Source organism: Timaviella obliquedivisa GSE-PSE-MK23-08B, assembly GCA_019358855.1.
GTDB lineage: Bacteria > Cyanobacteriota > Cyanobacteriia > Elainellales > Elainellaceae > Timaviella > Timaviella obliquedivisa.
In genome coordinates this window covers 123228-145182 of sequence record JAHHII010000004.1, presented here as the reverse complement: position 1 = coordinate 145182, position 21955 = coordinate 123228, and the positions used below count along the sequence as shown (strand labels likewise).

At 48.5% G+C, this 21955-nt stretch carries 17 protein-coding genes; 6 read left to right on the top strand and 11 right to left on the bottom strand.

Annotation, left to right across the window (positions count from 1 at the left end; all coding sequences use genetic code 11):
• Positions 1-30 precede the first annotated feature (30 nt).
• Positions 31-1296 carry an ATP-binding protein gene (locus KME11_08985; protein ID MBW4515344.1) on the top strand — a complete coding sequence of 422 codons (1266 nt, stop codon included), beginning with the start codon at positions 31-33 and terminating at the stop codon, positions 1294-1296.
• Positions 1297-1374: 78 nt separating this feature from the next.
• On the opposite strand, the gene proB is transcribed toward KME11_08985, so the two are convergent.
• The 7 genes from proB to KME11_08950 form a co-directional block, all read right to left on the bottom strand.
• Positions 1375-2481 (bottom strand): glutamate 5-kinase, encoded by a 1107-nt coding sequence (gene proB, locus KME11_08980; protein ID MBW4515343.1) that lies wholly within the window; start codon positions 2479-2481, stop codon positions 1375-1377.
• Positions 2482-2946: 465 nt separating this feature from the next.
• Positions 2947-3474, bottom strand: a complete 528-nt coding sequence (locus tag KME11_08975) for a YqeG family HAD IIIA-type phosphatase (GenBank protein ID MBW4515342.1) — start codon at positions 3472-3474, stop codon at positions 2947-2949.
• 331 nt (positions 3475-3805) lie between these two features.
• A complete protein-coding gene (mltG, locus tag KME11_08970) occupies positions 3806-4906 on the bottom strand; it encodes an endolytic transglycosylase MltG (GenBank protein ID MBW4515341.1) in 1101 nt (366 codons plus the stop codon).
• A 29-nt stretch (positions 4907-4935) separates the two neighbouring features.
• Complete coding sequence (locus KME11_08965; protein ID MBW4515340.1) at positions 4936-5523, bottom strand: DUF3727 domain-containing protein; 588 nt, start codon at positions 5521-5523, stop codon at positions 4936-4938.
• A gap of 126 nt (positions 5524-5649) precedes the next feature.
• On the bottom strand, positions 5650-6129 hold the full coding sequence (gene ruvX, locus KME11_08960) for a Holliday junction resolvase RuvX (protein MBW4515339.1): 480 nt from the start codon (positions 6127-6129) through the stop codon (positions 5650-5652).
• Complete coding sequence (locus tag KME11_08955; protein MBW4515338.1) at positions 6129-7325, bottom strand: GNAT family N-acetyltransferase; 1197 nt, start codon at positions 7323-7325, stop codon at positions 6129-6131. Before KME11_08955 ends, ruvX begins: the two co-directional genes overlap by 1 nt.
• 19 nt (positions 7326-7344) lie before the next feature.
• Complete coding sequence (locus tag KME11_08950; protein MBW4515337.1) at positions 7345-8505, bottom strand: coenzyme F420-0:L-glutamate ligase; 1161 nt, start codon at positions 8503-8505, stop codon at positions 7345-7347.
• 252 nt (positions 8506-8757) lie between these two features.
• Here KME11_08950 and KME11_08945 point away from each other — a divergent pair, with 252 nt between their 5' ends.
• The 3 genes from KME11_08945 (at position 8758) to KME11_08935 (ending at position 11339) form a co-directional block, all read left to right on the top strand.
• Positions 8758-9672, top strand: coding sequence for a carotenoid biosynthesis protein (locus tag KME11_08945; protein MBW4515336.1), 915 nt, complete (start codon positions 8758-8760; stop codon positions 9670-9672).
• A 131-nt stretch (positions 9673-9803) separates the two neighbouring features.
• On the top strand, positions 9804-10934 hold the full coding sequence (locus KME11_08940) for a glycosyltransferase (protein MBW4515335.1): 1131 nt from the start codon (positions 9804-9806) through the stop codon (positions 10932-10934).
• 126 nt (positions 10935-11060) lie between these two features.
• A complete protein-coding gene (locus KME11_08935) occupies positions 11061-11339 on the top strand; it encodes a YggT family protein (GenBank protein ID MBW4515334.1) in 279 nt (92 codons plus the stop codon).
• An 82-nt stretch (positions 11340-11421) separates the two neighbouring features.
• Here the strand turns inward: KME11_08935 and KME11_08930 are convergent, their stop codons facing one another.
• Positions 11422-12846 (bottom strand): IctB family putative bicarbonate transporter, encoded by a 1425-nt coding sequence (locus tag KME11_08930; GenBank protein MBW4515333.1) that lies wholly within the window; start codon positions 12844-12846, stop codon positions 11422-11424.
• Between the two features lie 36 nt (positions 12847-12882).
• On the bottom strand, positions 12883-14613 hold the full coding sequence (locus KME11_08925) for a hypothetical protein (protein ID MBW4515332.1): 1731 nt from the start codon (positions 14611-14613) through the stop codon (positions 12883-12885).
• 619 nt (positions 14614-15232) lie between these two features.
• On the opposite strand from KME11_08925, the gene psaA reads away from it, so the two are divergent.
• Both psaA and psaB read left to right on the top strand, forming a co-directional pair.
• Positions 15233-17494: a photosystem I core protein PsaA gene (gene psaA, locus KME11_08920; GenBank protein ID MBW4515331.1), complete on the top strand. Its 2262-nt coding sequence runs from the start codon at positions 15233-15235 to the stop codon at positions 17492-17494.
• A gap of 10 nt (positions 17495-17504) precedes the next feature.
• Positions 17505-19718, top strand: a complete 2214-nt coding sequence (gene psaB, locus KME11_08915; GenBank protein ID MBW4515330.1) for a photosystem I core protein PsaB — start codon at positions 17505-17507, stop codon at positions 19716-19718.
• Positions 19719-20003: 285 nt separating this feature from the next.
• Here the strand turns inward: psaB and KME11_08910 are convergent, their stop codons facing one another.
• Complete coding sequence (locus KME11_08910) at positions 20004-20483, bottom strand: flavin reductase family protein (protein MBW4515329.1); 480 nt, start codon at positions 20481-20483, stop codon at positions 20004-20006.
• 151 nt (positions 20484-20634) lie between these two features.
• The gene (locus KME11_08905; GenBank protein MBW4515328.1) at positions 20635-21774 is read right to left on the bottom strand and encodes a DUF1517 domain-containing protein; all 1140 of its coding nucleotides are present in this window, start codon (positions 21772-21774) and stop codon (positions 20635-20637) included.
• Positions 21775-21955: the final 181 nt, after the last annotated feature.

Below are 21955 nucleotides of genomic sequence, written 5' to 3'. Positions count from 1 at the left end.
GGAAATTTAATTAAAGCTAAAGACCGAGATATGGTCATTCAATCGTTGCAAGCAGGAGTAGTTCCTCGCAAAGGACAACACTTAATTCAAGTGGGGCGGGTTGAAGAAATTAAAGCCGTCATTCGTGACCTCGATCGCATGGCGGAAGGGGGTTCTGCAATCCGGTTTGTCATTGGAGAATATGGTTCGGGGAAGACTTTTTTTCTGTCGCTGGTGCGATCGATCGCTCTTGAGAAAAAGCTGGTTACGGCTCATGCTGACCTCACGCCCGATCGCCGCTTACATGCCACGGGTGGACAAGCGCGATCGCTCTACGCTGAATTAATGCAAAACTTAGCGACCCGAACTAAGCCTGAAGGCGGCGCGTTACCCAGTATTGTAGAACGATTTGTGACATCAGCAGTAAGCGAAGGGCGCGATCGTGATCTTAGTCCAGAGGCTGTCATCCGAGAACGCTTAGAACATCTGGCAGAGATGGTCGGCGGATATGATTTTGCTGAAGTTATTGCAGCTTATTGGAAAGGTCATGATAACGGCGATGAACATCTAAAAATGAATGCAATTCGCTGGCTAAGAGGAGAATTTACCACTAAGACCGATGCACGGCAAGCACTCGGAGTAAGAACTATCGTTGATGATGCTAATTTCTATGATCAACTCAAGCTTTTAACTCAGTTGATTCGCCTCTCCGGATACGCTGGATTACTCATCAGTTTAGATGAATTAGTAAACCTCTATAAACTCGCCAATACCCAAGCCCGTAAAAGCAACTACGAACAAATCTTACGTATTCTTAACGACTGTTTACAAGGTCATTCGGTAGGTTTAGGCTTTGTCATGGGCGGCACCCCTGACTTTTTGATGGATACTCGCCGAGGGCTATACAGCTACGCGGCTCTACAATCTCGTTTGGCTGAAAATACTTTTGCGGTCAACGGCTTAGTCGATTACAATAATCCGATCCTTCGACTCGGCAACCTCAGCCCGGAGGATCTATTTGTTCTATTAAGCAAAATTCGTCACGTTTTTGCCTCGGGCGATCGCACTCAATACCTTTTACCCGATGAAGGAATTCAGGGCTTTATGTTGCATTGCTCTCAACGCATTGGCGAAGCGTATTTTCGCACGCCCCGCAACACTGTTAAAGCATTTATCGATCTGCTTTCAGTCTTAGAGCAAAATAAGCAAGTGTCTTGGAAAGATTTGGTCGTTCAAGTCAAAATTGGTGCAGAACCTAACCCAGATGCGCTCGTTCCTACAGAAGATGAAGATGACTTAGCAACCTTCCGCTTATAAAAAATTACTGACGAAGAACCTAGAATAAAAGATACTGCAATTGGAAAGCTCGAAGGGATGATAAACTTGCAAAAATTATTACAGACTTAAGACCAAATTATCCCGATGGACGATCGTTTCTTCACCCACATAACCCAAAATCTCAGCAATCTGTTCTGATTGTGCGCCGCAAATTTTCTGTAGCTCGTTGCTGCTGTAGTTGACAATGCCACGGGCAATTTCTAACCCCGCCGAGTCGCAGATCTGTACAGCATCGTGGGCATGAAACTCACCCATGACTTCAGTAATTCCTGCGGCTAAGAGAGACTTTCCAGATTTTTGCAATGCTTTAACCGCTCCAGCATCCAGGTATAACTTGCCTACAGGGGTCAAACCGTGGGCAATCCAGCGCTTACGAGCATTAATGCTGCCAATCTGTGGCTCAAATAGGGTACCAATGGCTTCGCCTTGAAGGATTTTGATAATGTTTTGAGGCGATCGCCCTTCTGTAATCACCGTGCGAATTCCTGCGGCTGTGGCAATTCGCGCTGCCTCAATTTTGGTGATCATACCGCCTGTGCCCCAGTCAGAACCGCGATCGCCCACTTTTACATCGACCAAATCAGCGATATTATCCACGATAGAAATAGGCTGGGCATTAGGATTTGAGCGCGGGTCTGCTGAGTAAAGTTGGGCAACATCGGTCAGTAAAAACAGCCAGTCGGCTTTGACTAAACTGGCAACTCGTGCCGACAGGGTATCATTGTCGCCAAACTTAATTTCTTCGATCGCCAGCGTATCGTTCTCATTCACAATTGGGATGACTCCCAGCTTAAGCAGCTGGCGAAACGTGCGATAAGCATTGATATAGCTGCTGCGCCGCTCTAAGTCGCTGCGGGTGAGCAATACCTGGGCAATGGGCTGCTGTAAGATAGAAAACAAGTCATCATAAACTCGCATTAATCGCCCTTGCCCCACGGCTGCCACTGCTTGTTTCATGGCGATCGTTCGAGGGCGATCGATCAAGCCTAACCTCGCGCAGCCCACGCCTACTGCACCCGACGAAACCAAAATCACCTGATATCCTTGACTACGAAGCTGGCTCAAGGTTTCGACCAGTTGGGCTAAAGTTGCTAATGCTAGGAACCCTGTGCTGGGTTGGGTGAGGCTGGAGGTGCCAATTTTGATGACGAGGGTTTGAGACATAAAGCGGCGGATTTTCCTCGATCTTATCTGAGAGGATGTCTGAGAAGTCTAGATTGTTATCCGATCCGCCCCCTAAATTCCCCATTCTGGGGGACTTTGAAGGAGGACTGGTGCGGAAGTCCCCCAGAATGGGGGGTTGGGGGGCGAGTATAAGAATCCTTGATACTTCTCAGACATCCTCTGAAAGTAAAGATCTGATAGAGATTGAGGAACAAAGGACAAAGAGGGACAAAGCTATAGAGCGCCACCCCTCTATCAGTGAAGGCTAGCGCTCTACAAATAAATAAGTTTTAACAGGCAAGGGTCTAAAATTGGCTGACCCCTTTAATCTCTTACTGAAATTAGAATATCAGTGATGTCAGATCCCGAAGATTTCCTTAACTTTATTTTTATATTTGTGTTTAGATTTTGCAACATGTTGAGAAGTATTACTTTTATGAGTGCCAAATCTCTTCTTAAGGAGAATCAAAGCTCTTCTTTAGGAGACAGAGTCGCGCCCAAAATTTGAGAAAGCCATACCTCAAAGTTGCGGATGTGGTAACGCTGTTTCTTCCGCGCGGGGTTGAGCATGGGTTCCACCAAAACGGTAAACATGCCAAGCCGATTGCCCGCCAGAACATCAGTAAATAAGCGATCGCCCACCATGGCAATTTGATGTACGGGTAAATTCATAGCTTCTGTAGCCTGTCGTAACTTTCGGCGGGAAGGCTTGCGTGCCCCCAAAATATAAGGCAGGTTCAGGGAACGGGCAATTCGACTAATGCGATTTTGGCTAAGATTGTTGCTCACCAACCAAAGTTCTACGGTAGGTCGCAGCAGTTCGACCCACTGCCGCAGTTCCTCAGAGGCTTCAGGCATACTGAACGGTACGAGGGTATCGTCTACATCCAAAACCAATCCTTTAAGATTATGCTGTTGCAAAACCTCTGGAGTCAGAGTAAGAACTGAATTACCTAGCATTAAATCTGGTTGTAAGAGTTTACCCCAGTTCATACGGGAAGGTTTAGACAACATGAATAAATGAGGAAAGCCTGAAGGTGGTTATGAACGGTTGGATAGAAGCGCTCTAATGGCAAGGCTCAATAGATCTTTTGAGTTAAACAGGTTGTAAATCTAGTTAGGTCGTGCTTAATTAAACCTTATCCCTAGAGATGTACCTACTGTTCCCTACCTGATGGTAGAAATACCTGAACCTCTATTAGATTCTCTCACACTCTCCAATCTGTCTAGAGACTTCCAAAGGGCGATCGCCGCTATCATTTTCTGATGTGCTGACCACCTTTCTTCTTGAAAGTTCTCGTTGAAGATTTTTCTTGATAAATGGCTAGTTTATGGTTCCAGGCTTTTCTTTATTCTGAGCAGCGACCCCATCTTGAATCGCTACCTGTGCCGCTTCATGTTCAGCCAGAGTTTTGCTAAACACATGGGTGCCATCGTAGCGAGCGACAAAGTACAAGAACTCAGTATTGGCGGGAGCGGTAGAAGCTTCAAGACTTGCGATACCGGGGCTGGAGATGGGCGTAGGTGGCAACCCTGCATTGATGTAGGTATTGTAAGGCGATGGCGTTTGTACTTGCGCGTAGGTCAGGGGCTGTTCAACCGTTTGGCGAATTCCTAGAGCGTATTCCACAGTAGGGTCTGAGCCTAAAGGAATATTCTCTCGCAGCCTGCGGGCAAAGACGCTGGCAATCTGCGGACGCTCGGTGCTGACGACGGCTTCTTTTTCAACGATGCTAGATAAGATTACCCACTGAAGCAGCGTATAAGAGGTTTTACCCTGTGCCTGTTGATAAATGGGTAAGGCAGTTTGCTCAAAGCGATCGAGCATTTGATTAATGACGACGGGTGGGCTAACTTCTCCAGTGGGAAGCTTATAAGTATCAGGATAGAGGAATCCTTCTAGATGAGGAATGCCTTCGGGTAGCCAGGGATAGCGATCGCGCGGCACCTGTTGGACGGCGGCTAAAAATTCTTCCTTAGAAAATAGCCCTTGCCCAGCCAGGTAGTCTGCCATTTGCACCATCGACCAGCCTTCAGGAATCGTAAAGCTTTGTTCAGTAATTTTGCCTTGCCAAATGGTGTTGGCGATCGCTTCTAACGGCTGATTAGGCGAGAGTTCATAAGCTCCGGCTTGAAAACTACCCTCACGGTTTTGCAAAGTTTGCCAGCGAGTCCATAGGTTCCAAGCATCAATAGACCGAATTAATCCGGCTGCCTTCAGAGTCTCACCAATTTCTTGGGCGGCTGCACCTTGAGGAATTTCAATTTGAACTGCATTTTTTTCGGTAGGCGCGACTGCACCTGCGATCGGCGGTGCGCTTGCCCAACTCCACCACGACCAACCCTGCCAACCACAGAATCCAACGGTGACAGGGAATACAGCTAGGAAAAAGAACCATTTAGAGAATCGGGAAGCAATCTTCATGATTGATCAGGGGCTAACCGTGAATTTTGTTAGTTTTCATCTTCAAAATCTTCGGCTTCACTCTCTAATTGAGCTTGAAGCGCCTTAAATTCATCAAGTTCCACTAGCTCTTGAAACTCTTCAGGAGAGAGAAGTTGGGGTTCGCCTTGGGCGTTAATTTTGGCAAAAAATAGAAGAGGATCAAGCGGTGTGCAAACGACATACTCTTGCTCTTCAAAAAAGAACGCAGCAAGCTGTTGAAACTGCTCCATGTTGAACTTGCCTTCAGGATCTTCAATATCCAGGGCTATGATATCGTCTTCTTCAACCTCAGGAATTTCACCGCTGGCGGTTAAGGTAAGGGCAGTGCGGTTCAGGATTAAATCTTGTTCTGCTAAGACGGCTCTGGCAGTAGCGAAAACATCCTCTAGCTCTTCTTCATCGATATCAACGAGCATTTCACCTTCTTCGTCTGCATCCTCTTCGTCTTCTGCCCATGCAAAAATTTCGATGGGCGTGTCAATGGGTAGAAGCAAGACATATTCTTTGCCCTGGACTTTTAAGGTATTTTCGACTTGGCACAGGATCGATCGCCCGTCTTCGTCCTTCAAGGTCATTGTCACTAAATCTTCTTCCATCACTTCCTCTTTTTTCCAACGCGTTTCTCGGAATTCATTTCCCAGTATCTCGCAATAAGGTTAAGTCATTTTTGAATTTTTTTGATCAATGAAGCGATTTTTTATTTCAGGCTGAATTTGCAGAGATTAGGGCGACTCTTGCGGTATCTGCGAAGCAGCACGTCGCTGATCTAACCATTGTTGCAGGATAATAGCGGCTGCTTTGCGATCGATCAAGCTTTTATGATGTTGAAGCGATAGTTTTTCTGCCTGAATTAACTCTTCGGCAAGGACTGAGGTTAAGCGCTCGTCTACGTACTCGACAGGAAGATCTAGAGCCTTCGAGAGACGGTTGGCAAACTTCTGTACCTGTCTTGCCTGTGAACCCAATTCACCGTTTAGATGATAAGGCAAGCCAATCACCAAAATCTGCACCTGCCGCGCTTCGACCCACTGCCGCAGCGCCTCTACATCTTGTTGAAAAGATTGTCGCTCCACGGTGGTGAGTCCAGTGGCAATTAACCCTGTGCCGTCGCAACCCGCTACCCCAATTCGCTTTCTGCCTACATCCAGCCCTAATGCCGAAATCTGGATAGGTTGCCGAAGATGACTCGCTTGCAAGGACATTACAGGGGATCGTTGAAAAGATCAGGCTTAGAACTTTTAGAGGGCTTAATGTCAATGCGGTTAGGAGACTCTGGAGACGTGGGTGAAAAACGCCCCGGAATCGGTTTGCGCTGCGTCTGGAATCCTTGAAGAACTTCAGACAAAGAGTTATCTAGGACAAACTTAGATTCGCGTAATTTGTGCCACACCGATCGCGACATCATTAAAGTGTGCTCCATCCGAACCGCCCCAATTTGTTCCAGGTATTCCTCGCGCTCTGATTGATAGTCCGAGGAAGCGAGTCGCAAAGATTGGGCTGGTAAGTCTTTGGTGTGCCTTGCCATCTGCGCCAATAGCTCAGGGTAGAGCCAGGTGTATGCCGGATGAACGGTAAGTTGTGCCACATGGGGTTGGCTACCGTTGCGGCAAAGCTGGATTTTGAAGTACCCGATCGCTGCTTTGCGTTGGGGTTCAAAAACGTAGCCGCTAATGCGCTGAGTGGGCGCAAACCGTGGCTTTATCCCTCCGGTAATTTTGCTGAAAAGGCTGGTTTTGAAGTCTACCACGTGGCGATCAAATACTTGTCGCACCAGCGGCGGCATTGAGGCGGTATCAAGCTGATGGAGCAGGCTGGCATCGGCATTGCTAACGGGTAGCAGGTTAGGCAAATCTGGCTCACGTTCAGCCAGAGCAGGAAGGATATCAGGCGCGATCGCCCAGTAGGTCATCCGCGCCAATTGCTGAAACCCATTGTGCCGATAGAGCGCCAGGGTGTCCTTATCATTCACATCTGCCTCAATGAGCCAAGTCCGCGCTTCCCAAATGGTTTGGAAACAGTGACGCAATAGTTGAGTGCCCACGTCTAGCATCAGCGGTGGGCTGCCAGCCGCGAGTTTAACGCAACCCACTAAAACGCGATCGACCCGCCAAGTGCTACGAGTGCGGTTAAAGGGCGAGACTTGAACCATCCCGCAAAGTTGACCGTTGAGTTCTGCTACATAGGCGCAGAAGGAATGCTGAAGAGGATTGGGAAAGAGACTCAGAATTTTTAGCAACCCATAGCGCTGCCGGAGTTGCTGAGCTTCTTGCTTCAGGTGTTCGGCATCACCGCCCTGTCGCTCCATTTCTTCAGTGAGGAGGCGATCGATATCTTCCAGATCGCGGTACTGGAAAGGGCGAATCGTCACGGTCGAACTTTGAGGATTGGCTGAAGTCATGCGTTTATGAGGATTAATCCTAGGGGTTGGGACGGATCAGCACTAAAGGCGTTTGTTCATCAGCATTGCCTGCTGGGTTGCTAATGAGCGCTTGTTCTAAGAAGCCTGGAGGAACATCAGCAGTTGCTGCTAGTATTTTAACTGCTTTCAAATCGTTCACGTCTACCACAGCAGCAGCCAGTCCAGTTTCCTTCTGAATTTGATTCACAACCTCCTGAGGATCGTGAGGGCCCAGAACAATAAACTGGTCGTAGGGAGGCAAGGTCCCTGTGACATCATCAATCAGACGAGCTTGTTCTCCAGCCAGTTGGTAAAAAACGCCGGGTTTATTGAGCAGCTTTTTGGCGATCGCTCCTACCAAAAACGCTCCTAGTACCCGTCTAGCCCCGACAATATCGACCAGAGCCTGCAACCCACAAGCCGTTGCTAGGCTAGAGGTAGGCATAAAGTAGTAGCAAATCCGGCGAGCTACCCAACCAGGTTTGATATCCGAAGGATGGCGAAATCGCCCCTGCATCAGTGCTACAGGCGTTTCACCAAGGGTGATGATATCTCCAGGTTGGGCATGGGGCTGAACGTAGCGTTTAACGATTTCGACCGGAGTGTCTAAATGCGTCAGGAGGTGCGTGCGGACGGGTAAAACATCAGCAATTGGAGTAGGTCGCCAGCGCTGAACAGCATTGGGAGTTGGAAACTTTAAAGGAATGATAATATGGCGGGTTTTGGGGAGTCGTCCTCCAGGGCCATAGGTCATGTAGTGAACTTTGACCCAAGCGGCTTGGAGTTCAGTAAGGTTTTGTCCATTTATCTCGATCGCCACCTGAAAGTAGGTCGGCTTGCGCTTGACGATGTATCCGAACCAGTAGCCATCAGGACGGGCTTCTGCATCAGGATGCTTGGAGATGACTTGAACCTTTGGCATAATTCCTTCTAAGCTGCCTTTGGAAAGCAACTTTACCTCAGCTGTTAGCTCAGGCACCATAATCTCAAAATGGCGGGTGTGGTTGATTAATTCCAGGTTGCCGACTAGTCTGTACTGATCAGGGCGATCGGTGTTAATATCCCATGCTCCAGAGGTCGCCTCTAGGGCGTTGCCCGGACGGCTGCGATACTGTTTTTCCACAAACAGCCAGCCTAAGGCTATCAGTAACACCAAGATTGCCAATACAACGCCAGTCATTTGCGATCGCCAAAAGGTAGAGAATATCCCCTAAAGTCTATACGTGATGTGTCCCTATAGCGTCGTTTGAGTCAGCAGATTTTTGATCAAGATGATAATTTTCTTGCTTCATAAATTTACAAAACTTATAATTTTGCAGTAACCTTTTGCAAAGGCACATTGGTTAACGTATTCAATACGTCATTAACTTTGGCTCTACAGAGCCTACCGTTAAGAAGGATTTTTAAAGCAGCCATTTTTGGAGAATCTGTAATGGATCAGTGGGTTAAAGTTGAACGCTATTGTTTGATAGGACATTTGGTTGCGATGGCTTTTGGCTTAGCAGGGCTTTTGGTCGTGATGCCCCATCCTGAGCTTCTAGCTCTGTTGCCTGCGGGTTCTACTTTATTTGGGTGGAGTATGGCGGGTGGCGGAGTGGTTTACATTTTGCTAGGAACGATCGCCGTTGCCCTTTACGCCTATCGCACATTGGGTCTACGAAACTGGCTGGTATTTATGGTGCCTGCGGTGGGCATTTCTTTAACTAGCGAACTATTGGGAACTAGCACTGGGTTTCCTTTTGGAAATTACAGCTATCTCAGTGGGCTGGGTTACAAAATTGCTGGACTAGTGCCGTTTACGATTCCGCTATCTTGGTTCTACTTGGGTCTTTGCTCTTACTTGTTAGCAAAGGCAGGCTTAGACAAAAAGCTAGGCTGGCTGGGACAAGTCAGCGCGATCGGCTTTGGCGCATTAATGCTAACTTCGTGGGACTTTGTGCTCGACCCAGCCATGAGCCAGACAGCAATGCCTTTCTGGTACTGGCATCAACCAGGCGCATTTTTTGGAATGCCCTACCAAAATTTTGTTGGTTGGATGGGCACAGGATGCGTTTTTATCTCAGTGGCGGCTGTTCTATGGCGCAAACAAGCGATTACTCTACAGCCGGCTCATCTTAACTTGCCCTTAGTGGTCTATCTCGGTAATTTTGTCTTTGCCATGGTGATGAGCCTGGCGGCAGGGTTCTGGATTCCGGTGCTGTTGGGTCTTGTGCTAGGGGTCGCTCCGGCTATCGTGTGTTGGAAGTTGGGGCAAACTGTTGAACTCAGTGCGATCGCACCACTCGCGGTTGTTGAAGGGGCTATTACTGACGAGGCTCAGTCTGCAAAACAAAGAATTGCTGCTTAGGATCGTCCAAAATCGTTATAAGTTTAGGGGACTGTGGGCGATCGGCTCTCAGTCCTTTTGAATGATTTACTACTGTGCAAAATATATTGACCTTGGTTGGAGCGTTCAGCTTATTGCTGCTGCTGCTGCAAATGCCCGCGATCGCCATTCTCTTATCGCGCTTACTACAAGCGCCTCGTCGTCATCCACCCCTGAAGCCTCAACCCGCAACGCCTGACCAGTTGGGGCAGGTCAGCATCGTTGTGCCGACACTGAACGAAGCAGCAAGAATTAGCCCTTGTTTGGCAGGTCTGACCCGACAAAGTTACGAAGTCCGCGAAATTATTGTGGTTGACAGCCGTTCTCAAGATGGCACAGGAGCTTTAGTAAAGACGGCTCAGCGTTCCGATCCACGCTTTCGGCTCATGATAGATGATCCCCTGCCTCAGGGATGGGTGGGTCGTCCTTGGGCGCTGCATACGGGTTTTCTTCACAGTTCCGAGGGCAGTGAATGGGTCTTAGGCATTGATGCTGATACGCAACCGCAGCCGGGACTAGTAGCAAGCTTGATTGCAACGGCTGAGCAAGAAGGATATGACTTAATCTCACTATCGCCCCAATTTATTTTGGAGGGCTTAGGCGAACTTTGGTTGCAGCCTGCACTGTTGATGACGCTGGTCTATCGTTTTGGGGCAACCGGAGCGATCGCCGATGGGGCGGAGCGGGTTATGGCAAATGGGCAGTGTTTTCTGTGCCGTCGATCGCTCCTTGTTTCCCTTAACGGCTATACCGTTGCTAAAAGCTCGTTCTGCGATGATGTGACGCTGGCACGGTATGCCGCCAGGCAAGGGGCAAAGGTTGGTTTTTTGGATGGCGCAAATGTTTTGAAAGTGCGCATGTACGAGGGCATGGCAGAAACTTGGCGTGAGTGGGGGCGATCGCTCGATTTGAAAGATGCCTCTAGCGTGGGGCAAAAGTGGGGAGATTTAGGTTTTCTGCTGGCAGTTCAAGGGCTACCAATCGTCATAGTCTTACTGCTGCTAGTCAGTATCGGGCTAGGATATGCGCCCTTGTTAGCTTGGCTAGCGTTAGGAGTCAATGGAGCCTTGGTAGCAATGCGGTTTGCGTTGTGTAAAGCGATCGCTCCTTCATACGACTTCAGCCAAGCACCAGCTTCTTGGACATTTTGGCTATCACCGCTAGCTGATCCGGCAGCTGTTTATCGCATCTTTTTGTCATCACTTCGCAGCCCTAAGCAATGGCGAGGACGAGATTATTCCTAAAGGGATTCTAAGCAGATAAGAATTGAGAAAATAGTGAATTTGGTCAGATAAGCTAAACTAAGTGCTAAGTCATATTCAGAATTGATATTCTAAATATTCAGGAATAATGCACCAAGGATTAGGTTTATGTATTTAATTGCCAGTTCACTCGCCCAATTCCTCCAGATCTACATCGTCCTGCTGATCATCCGGATTCTGCTGACTTGGTTTCCTACTGTTGACTGGTCTACCCCTCCTTTTTCTTGGTTAAGTCAAATTACTGATCCTTACCTCAACCTGTTTCGTTCTATTATTCCGCCCTTGGGAGGAATGGATTTTTCCCCTATGCTGGCAATCCTGCTATTGCAAGTTGTTTCAGGAATTATTCCGGGTCTTCTCGGTGGCTTGGTTTCAGCAGGGCTATAAGTTAGCTCAGGACTAAGTTTTTAGGGGTGCGGCAAGCTGCGTCCCTTTTTTGTGTTAATTTTTTGTGCTAAGTGACTTAGTGCTAAGTGGCTTCAGTTAAGGCAGCTTGCTCTGAAGGGGCAACCCGTGACTGATGATAGCTTGTCACTAAAGCCAGCATGAGCCACCATAATGTGCTGACTTGAGGACGATACCAGACTGTATCGAACATGCCGTGCCCCACCATTCCGACCATCGTCGCGATCGCTGCCATGAGCCAGAATCCCTCTCGACTCGCAGCTTGGCGCAATCTTTGAATTTGCATCCAACCCTGAGTCAGAGTCACCACCAGAATCCACAAAAAGCAGCTTAACCCCACAAAGCCTGTCTCTACCAAAATTTCTAGAACAACAGAGTAAGCGCTAAGGGCGGTATATCCAGCTTGTTGATACTTAGGATAGACCTGGTTAAAAGCATCATTACCTGGTCCAATTCCTAGCACAGGACGGTCTTTCACCATCTCAATAACTGCCATCCAAACGTTGATGCGGAAGTTATTACTGCTATCGTCGCGCCCGCTAAACATACTGGCAACGCGATCGCGCAAGGGATCGACTGCCACAACTGCCACAACCAACAAAGCCGCTGTTGCTCCTAAAACAATGGGCAACGCCCAAATTTGCCAAAAACGGGGTAAGTAAATGCTAAACCAATGTACTAGCAGCATGACAAACACAAACCCTGCCAACACAAACCCAATCCATCCGCCTCGGCTAAAGGTAAGGATGAGGCAGGTAGAGTTAATGCCCCACATTAAAATCGCTAAAGCTTTGGGTATCCAACTCTTCCAAGCAAAGACTGCGGCGGCACTAAACACAGCCGCAGGTAAGAGATAAGCGGCTAGAAGGTTGGGATTTCCTAAGAAACTGTAAACGCGGGTGGTTCCTGCCAGCGTCGATTCAGGATCAACCCACGTAGCGAGGGCAGCCGCACCAAAAATCCATTGCCGCATCCCCGCCACACTGACCACCAGCGCCACCAGTAAGTAAACACTAATTAGGGTAGAGCGGAGACGGGGCGATCGCAAAACTCGTGCCATCAAAGCAAATAGCAGCACGTATAACGTTAGCTTTGTCCAGCCTTCAATAGCCGCCGATCGCACAGGTGAAAGCCCAGTTGCAACTGTCGCAATCCACCAGTACAAAGCGATGAGCAAGTGCACTGGCGTAATACCGCTGCCCGCCTCGGCATCGTCTGATAAGGTCAATAATGCCCAATATCCGGCACAGGCAATGAGGAGTAGCCCAATGAGAGGAGTAGGAACAAAGGGAGCCGTTACAAAAATGGCGATCGCTAACCCTGCCCCAACGGAATCAGCCCACCGTAAAAACCAACTCCCTTGCCGCCAACTTCGCAGCGAGCCAATCCCTCGATGCAAGTAGCTCGACTCTCCCCAGGGCTTTAAAGCCAGGTTGACTAGAGAGAGGTGGCTCCAACCCCCAATGATTCGTTGTAGAACATCATTCATAGTGCGATCGGTAATTTTGGGTTCTTAGATATTGGATTAAGGGTTAACTGGCTCTAACTCAGGGGTCAAAAGATCTGCCGAATCTTGTAACCGTTCAGAGGACTTTCCAGGGAAGTCACTCATCTTCCCGACAGGCTGCTGAAAACGATTTAGAAGTCCTTTCGTTCGTTTTTGCTCTTCAGAAACCTCTGGGGCTTTGCGGAAACGCTTGAAGAACTCTTGAGTGTCCTGGCTTACTTGTCCCGATCGCTCTCGCAGAGCATCCAGCGTGTCATCCAGTTTTTCGGCTGCTGCGTCAACTTTCTCCATCGCCCGTTGACGAACTTCTTCCGAACTGCGGGGTTCAGGAGAATTGACTGGTTCCACAGGTTCTATGATGATGATCGGTTGGGGTGCAGCAGGTTTTTGAGGGGCGATCGCTTTAGGTGCGACAGCTTCTCTCGGCACAACAATAAGAGATGGGGCTTGCTCTTCAGGTGGGGCGATCAGTAATTCTTCGATCGGTTGCTCTTTCACTGGAACGGGTCGCTTGGGCGCGGTGAGAACGGGTTCTATCGAAGGTGGAACTTCTTCTACAATTGACGGCTCAACTCTAGGAGGGTCAACGACAGGAGGGTCAAGCGGTTTTTTAACTCTAGGCTGTACAGGAATAGGCTGCACTTTAATAGGCTGTACGGGGACAGGACGGACTTCTTCAACAGGCGATGTCTTAATGTCTTCCTCAGCAGGTGCAACGTCAGGCTTCTCTTCAGTCTTGTTAAAATTCTCCTCAGTTTTTTGAGGGAGAAGTTCAGAGGATGGCTCCTCAGTTTTTTCAATTGGTTCTAGCTCTAGTACGGGCGGCTCGTAGTTTGGATCAATAATGCTACGGGCGATCGTCCCAGAAATCTCTCCACGAGTCAGCTTTGAAAGGGCATCTTGACCACCAGGTTGATAATTAATTAGACGCACCGTGTTGTTAAAAGCATTAGGAAAGGGATTGCCCTGATCATCCAATAGCTCCATCTGTATCCAGTTCTTGCCAGGTTTTAGCCCCTTAAGGTAGATGGGTTCCCAGCGATCGAAGATAAAGCTTTCGCCATTAACTGTGCAACGAATTCGCCAATCAGGAATATCATCCTCTTCGTCTTCTTGAGCAACTAAGTGCAACGGCACATTAGAAATGTAAAAGTCCAACAGAATTGGTTCTGCCCCATAGCTTTCTTTAGGACGACTGTAAGTTAAGAGAGGTTTCGATAGATCGGGTTTATTTTCTGGCGTTTTAGTAAAGAGGTGAAAGGTCGTTTGGGCATATGCGCCTTCGTTTTTAAAGCTCTCATCCCAAGGACTTGCGGCAAACACTCGGATTGTATGAGTTCCAGGTTCTAGGTTGTCGAAGACAATGGGCTGTTTGGGGTCGTACACTGCTCCGTAAGGCTGGTTATCCAACATTAAATGAAGGTGCGGGCCTAGTTCCAATGCTTCATTTTGAAAGGTCGGCAGATCCTGAACTTGCAAGCGCACAGAAACTTTTGTGTCTTGCAGCACTTCATCAGCATTGGGACTGAGAATTTTGACTTGGGGCTGATAAATATCTAGCTCCCGTCGCAATTCCTGAATAATTGGTGGGGGAGCAACTTCTGCCATTTTGCTGCCCCCAATGCCAGGTCGCCGAAATGAGCTTTTGGCGTTGGGCTGACTACAGCTTAATAATCCGATTGTTAAAGCGGCTGCCAGCATAGAAGCGACTAGCCTTTTTGTTAAGTACTGCCAATTTTTCCTCAACACGTCCCAACACTCCTGAGTGAGCTACAACCGAAACAAGCCTGCTCAGAACTATATCGGATAAAGCAACCCATCTTGCGATGTTGCTAGGATTTCGATCGCCTTTCGATCGCCAAACAGAGCGTTAGTAAAGAACCTAAGTCGGCAAAAAAATTTAGACTTTACAAACCCTAGAGGGTTTCAATCGTTCTCTACAAAAATCTCTATAGGTGTTACTTAATATTTTCAATTCGTAAAGAAACTTAAATGTTAAGCCTATTGTTTACTGGTATAGCATGCCAAAGTCCGCTACACAAAGGGTTTTTCAATTTGAATTATTGTTAACTATCCCTCAAAAGGTTGAGATTCCAGCCCTATAATGCTGACCATACCCATCCAAGTCACCAGCCTTTGATTTCAGATTCACTCTGAAAATTGATCTGGTTCCTTCTTACAGGTTACGGCGTTTTTCAAGACCTACTATGACGCTCCCATTAGGTTTTCACGTCTGGCTGTACTGACTAAGGGTTTTGCCCTGAATCAGGAGGAAGGAAGTTGTTGCCCATGACGTTGTTGTCTCGGCGCAGGCTTGAGATTGAGGACAATTTACTCGTTTCCTTGTCTAAAGAGAGGAGAGTCTCGAATGACAACTACCCCACGGGAGCGGGATGCAAAGAAGGTAAAAGTTGTGGTTGACAGAGACCCAGTGCCTACTTCTTTTGAGAAGTGGTCACAACCTGGTCACTTCGATCGCACCTTGTCAAAGGGTCCTAAGACTACAACTTGGATCTGGAACCTTCATGCTGACGCTCACGACTTTGATAGTCACACTAGCGATCTAGAAGATATATCTCGCAAAATTTTCAGCGCACACTTCGGTCACCTGGCTGTTGTGTTCGTCTGGTTAAGCGGCATGTATTTTCATGGTGCAAAATTTTCTAATTATTCTGCTTGGCTGGCTGATCCCCTGCACATCAAACCGAGTGCTCAGGTGGTTTGGCCGATTGTGGGTCAAGAGATCTTGAATGCTGATGTTGGCGGCGGTTTCCACGGTATTCAAATTACCTCTGGTTTCTTCCAACTCTGGCGTGCTGCTGGTATTACCAACGAGTTCCAGCTTTACTGCACCGCGATCGGCGGTTTGGTAATGGCGGCTCTGATGCTATTTGCAGGCTGGTTCCACTATCACAAGGCTGCTCCTAAGTTAGAGTGGTTCCAGAATGTGGAATCAATGATGAACCACCACCTGGCAGGATTGCTAGGTTTGGGTTCTCTAAGTTGGGCAGGTCACCAAATCCACGTTGCACTTCCTATTAATAAGTTGTTAGATGCTGGTGTGGCACCGAAGGATATTCCTTTGCCCCACGAGTTCATCCTCGACTCCAGTAAAATGGTGGATCTCTATCCCAGCTTCGCGAAGGGGCTAACGCCATTCTTCACGCTGAATTGGGCAGAGTATTCTGACTTTCTCACCTTTAAGGGTGGCTTAAACCCAGTAACGGGTGGTCTATGGCTATCAGATTCGGCGCATCATCACTTGGCGATCGCGGTTCTGTTTATCATTGCAGGTCACATGTACCGCACCAACTGGGGCATTGGTCACAGCATGAAGCAAATCTTGGAAGGTCACAAAGGGCCTTTCACAGGTGAAGGTCACACAGGTCTCTACGAGATTCTGACGACTTCCTGGCACGCTCAATTGTCCATCAACCTGGCTCTACTGGGTTCGTTGACAATTATTGTGGCGCAGCACATGTATTCGATGCCTCCCTATCCCTACCTTGCAACCGACTACCCCACTCAGATTTCGATATTCACTCACCATATGTGGATCGGCGGATTCCTGATTGTTGGAGCGGGTGCTCACGGTGCCATCTTTATGGTGCGTGACTACGACCCTGCCAAGAATGTGAATAACTTGTTGGATCGGGTTCTGCGTCATCGGGATGCCATCATCTCTCACCTCAACTGGGTCTGTATTTTCCTGGGCTTCCATAGCTTTGGTCTCTACGTTCACAACGACACGATGCAGGCATTGGGTCGCCCTCAAGACATGTTCTCTGACACAGCGATTCAACTTCAGCCCGTGTTTGCCCAGTGGATTCAAAATATCCATACCCTCGCTCCTGGATCTACGGCTCCAAACGCGATGGGCCCTGCAAGCCTTGCTTTTGGCGGTGGTGTTGCAGCAGTAGGTGGAAAAATCGCCATGATGCCGATCGCTCTAGGCACGGCAGACTTCATGGTTCACCACATTCACGCCTTCACAATCCACGTCACCGTGCTGATTCTGTTGAAGGGCGTTCTTTACGCTCGTAGCTCACGTCTAATTCCAGATAAAGCCAACTTGGGCTTCCGCTTTCCTTGCGATGGGCCCGGTCGGGGCGGCACCTGCCAGGTTTCTGGTTGGGATCATGTCTTCCTGGGTCTGTTCTGGATGTACAACTCCATCTCAATTGTGATTTTCCACTTCAGTTGGAAGATGCAGTCAGATGTATGGGGTACGGTTTCTCCAGACGGTTCTATCTCCCACCTGACAGGCGGTAACTTTGCGGCTAGTGCAACCACTATTAATGGTTGGTTGCGCGACTTCTTGTGGGCGCAAGCGTCTCAGGTGATTGGTTCCTACGGTTCGGCATTGTCGGCTTACGGCTTGCTGTTCTTAGGCGCTCACTTTGTCTGGGCATTCAGCCTCATGTTCCTGTTTAGTGGTCGCGGCTACTGGCAAGAGCTGATTGAATCCATCGTCTGGGCACACAGCAAGTTGAGAGTTGCTCCTGCAATTCAGCCTCGCGCTCTGAGCATTATTCAGGGTCGTGCTGTTGGAGTTGCTCATTACCTCCTTGGAGGAATTGTTACAACCTGGGCATTCTTCCTGGCTCGAATCATTGCAATAAGCGGTTAATTGAAGAATTATGGCAACAAAATTCCCAAAATTTAGCCAGGGTTTGGCTCAGGATCCGACTACACGTCGGCTCTGGTACGGGATTGCCACCGCCCATGACTTTGAAAGCCACGACGGGATGACGGAAGAAAACCTTTACCAAAAGATTTTTGCTTCCCACTTCGGTCACCTGGCAATCATCTTCTTATGGACATCGGGCAACCTGTTCCACGTCGCCTGGCAAGGTAACTTTGAACAGTGGGTTAAAGATCCGCTGAATGTTCGTCCGATCGCCCATGCGATCTGGGATCCTCACTTCGGTCAAGCTGCGGTTGATGCTTTTACACGGGCTGGTGCTTCTGGTCCCGTAAACATTGCTTACTCTGGTGTGTACCACTGGTGGTACACCATTGGGATGCGTAGCAACGGCGAACTCTATACGGGTTCTGTCTTCCTGCTGATTCTGTCGGCGGTCTTCCTGTTCGCAGGTTGGCTCCACCTTCAGCCCAAGTTCCGCCCCAGTTTGTCTTGGTTCAAGAATGCTGAGTCTCGCCTTAACCACCACTTGGCTGGTCTGTTCGGCGTTAGCTCTTTGGCTTGGACGGGGCACATGGTACACGTGGCAATTCCCGAATCTCGCGGTATCCATGTGGGCTGGGACAACTTCTTAGCAGTGAAGCCTCACCCAGCTGGATTGGCTCCGTTCTTTACGGGTAACTGGGGCGTTTACGCCGCTGACCCCGACACAGCGGATCACATCTTTGGTTCGGCTACAGGTGCGGGAACTGCGATGCTTACGTTCTTGGGTGGCTTCCATCCTCAAACTGAGTCGTTGTGGTTGACCGATATTGCGCATCACCACTTGGCGATCGCAGTCATCTTCATCATTGCGGGACATATGTACCGCACCAACTTTGGAATCGGTCACAGCATCAAGGAAATCTTGGCTGCTCACAAACCCCCCAAAGGTGGCTTAGGCGAAGGTCATAAGGGTCTATACGACACTATGAACAACTCGCTTCACTTCCAACTGGCGTTTGCATTGGCTGCATTAGGCGTTGTTACCTCTTTGGTGGCACAGCATATGTACGCGATGCCTCCTTATGCCTTCATTGCTAAGGATTACACCACGAGTGCGGCGCTTTACACCCACCACCAGTACATTGCTGGCTTTATCATGGTTGGGGCATTCGCTCATGGTGCCATCTTCTTGGTACGAGATTATGATACGGCTGCCAACAAGAACAACGTGTTGGATCGGGTACTTCAGCATAAAGAAGCGATTATTTCGCACTTAAGCTGGGTCTCTCTATTCTTGGGCTTCCACACGCTGGGGATTTATGTCCACAACGATGTGATGCAAGCCTTTGCAACTCCTGAGAAGCAAATCTTGATTGAACCTGTGTTTGCACAGTGGATTCAAGCGTCTCACGGTAAGCTGCTGTACGGTTTTGATACGCTGCTGTCTAATCCTGAGAGTGTGGCTTACACTGCATTTCCCAACTACGGTAACGTTTGGCTACCTGGCTGGTTGGATGCGATCAACAGCGGCACAAACTCGCTCTTCTTGACGATTGGTCCTGGCGACTTCCTGGTTCACCATGCGATCGCCCTCGGACTGCATACCACCACCTTGATTTTGGTCAAAGGCGCGTTGGATGCTCGTGGCTCTAAGCTGATGCCTGATAAAAAAGACTTCGGCTACGCCTTCCCTTGCGACGGTCCTGGTCGTGGTGGTACGTGCGACATCTCAGCCTGGGATTCGTTCTACCTTGCCATGTTCTGGATGCTAAATACCATTGGTTGGGTCACCTTCTACTGGCACTGGAAGCATCTGGCAATCTGGAGTGGTAACGTCGCTCAGTTCAACGAGTCGTCTGTCACTATCATGGGCTGGCTCCGCGATTACCTCTGGCTTAATTCTGCTCAGCTGATCAACGGGTATAATCCCTACGGCATGAACAATCTGGCGGTCTGGGCTTGGATGTTCCTATTTGGGCACCTGGTTTGGGCAACGGGCTTCATGTTCCTGATCTCCTGGAGAGGGTACTGGCAAGAGTTGATTGAAACGATCGTTTGGGCACATGAGCGCACGCCTCTAGCAAACCTGGTTCGTTGGAAGGACAAGCCTGTAGCGATGTCGATTGTTCAAGGTCGTGTGGTTGGTTTAGCTCACTTCACAGTGGGGTATATCTTGACTTACGCGGCATTCCTAATTGCTTCGACTGCTAGCCGTTACGGTTAATCAGTTCGATCGGTAAATGAAAAAATCCCCTGCCGTAAGGTGGGGGATTTTTATTTTTATAATATTCTTCGCATTCTTCGCAGTAAGATTACTCGACAATTTCAAAGCATTAGATTAGGCAACCTAATAAGGACGAACGGGCAACCCTATCCTCCTGAGAAATTAATATTCTATTTGCTCCAATATTTCACTAGCAGCAAATAGGGCTGATCAAAAACGACTTTGCCCAAAGGCGATCTCTACGGTATCTGCAAAGCAGTACGCTTGGCAAAATTCTAGGCTTCTCTAGCCGCCGTAGTTCCAACCCGTGCTTTCTAGCAGTAGCGGGTCGCCTTCACGGTGAACGCCAGCCGCAATGACTTCCCCTACAAATACTGTATGGTCACCATGCTCTACAGTGCCAACAACTCGACATTCTACATATCCCAACGAGTCGGAAATAATGGGACAACCCGTCTCACCCGTATAAAATTCTACGTCTTCAAACTTGTTGCCTACTCGACGTTGGGGCTTGAAGAATTTTTGAGCCATGTCTTTTTGTTCAGCCCCTAACACGCTGAGAGCAAAGACTTGACTGGAGTGAATCATGGCGTGGGAGCCAGAAGTCTTATTGACGCAATTCACCACTAAAGGCGGCTGAAAAGATGCCTGCATCACCCAGCTTGCAGTAAAGCCATTGACTTCTTCACCGTCTTTAACACCGCAGACGAAAAGCCCGTGCGGAATTTTGCGTAGCATTGTTTTTTTAGCTTGTTCGTCTAGCAAAGTTTGACTGCCCCAAAGCGTTCTACAGTGTTTAGTTTAAAGGCTAGACTGCCATATAGGTGGGAGTTTCTACCAAAAGACTGAACGCCTCTAAAATTTATCACGGCTAATAATCCAGTAGGGGTTAACAAATTATGACTATCCTCTTCTACTATGCGATCGCCTCCAACTCAGGGTAAGCCTCCAGCATTTCGTCATAGGTCAAACTTTCCTTAGAGTCTTGAGGATTCCAAAGTAGCTCCAAAATCAATAAATCTTCTGTAGAAACTGCTCCCAGGTTTTGTAAAGCGGTTTTCAGACCTTCGCTAGTTTGTGCTTTGTCAAACAGTGGCTGGTCGTGTTCAGTGCCAACTAGCAGCGTCACAATAATGTAAGAACCCGGATCAGCATCCTTAGAAATCTTGAGGGCTTGATGACGGACTTTACCACCGACGTTAACCAAAGTTTCGGCTTTTACTTTGCTGCGTTCTGTCATCGAGATCTGCTCGAAAACCTGACCTGCTGAGTCTCGGTCTTTAGCAACTTGCGAGTGGCTGTAAATATGACTCCAGTTTTCAGGCGATCGCAACAACGCCAGCACCGATTCCTTTAGCATTTCACTGCGCCCCTCCGGAGTTTCCATGTCGGCATTGAGAGTTAGCTCACTTAACCGATTTTGAATTTCCCGTTCCTGAGCCAATAAAGCTATCTGAAGCTGCGTTACGGTGACTATATCATTGTCTTTTTCATCTGTGCCGCTACCTTTGCCTTTCCAAATGAGGTAAGCGATCGCCTCAATAGTTCCCCCTATCACAATCACAATAATTCCGCCCATCACAATCAAGGTAAGCCAGACACCATCCTCAGAGCTAGAGGTTGAGTTACTGCTATAGTCAGTCGAGTATCCACCAGTCGAGTATCCACCAGTCGAGTATCCATAAGCAGGACGGCTATTGGGAACGGGATCAGACCTTCTAGGGCGATCGCTACTCGAAGCACCACTACTTCGAGAGGGAGACGAAAAACTGCTGCTTCCAGATGAAGACGATGAACCACTGCTTGAACCACTGCTTCTAGAGGGAGACGATGAACGACTGGAGGAACTGCTGCCAGAAGAACCGCCGCTAAAAGAGCCGCCACGCGATCGCCCCCCTGAACTAGACTTGGCTTCAGCGCGATCGTCCTGAATCAATCCCAAGCCCTGCTTTGATAAACCTTGCCAATCAAGTGTTAAAGGAGTAAAGAGCGTGAGGGCGATCGCCGTCATACCGACTAGGCTTAATTTCGAGAAGTTGCGCATCTGTCCTGCCATTGAATCAATAAAGAATGCTCACGCACTCAGAATTCCCGACCTATAAAGATAATCACAATTCTTAATCGCTTGAAACGTTTTGCCCTACTGACAGGTGTTCCACAATCCCATAGGCTTGAGATCAGAGGAGTTATCTCAAGTCAACCTCTATCAACCCACAGCCCATTGCTTTAAGGAATGC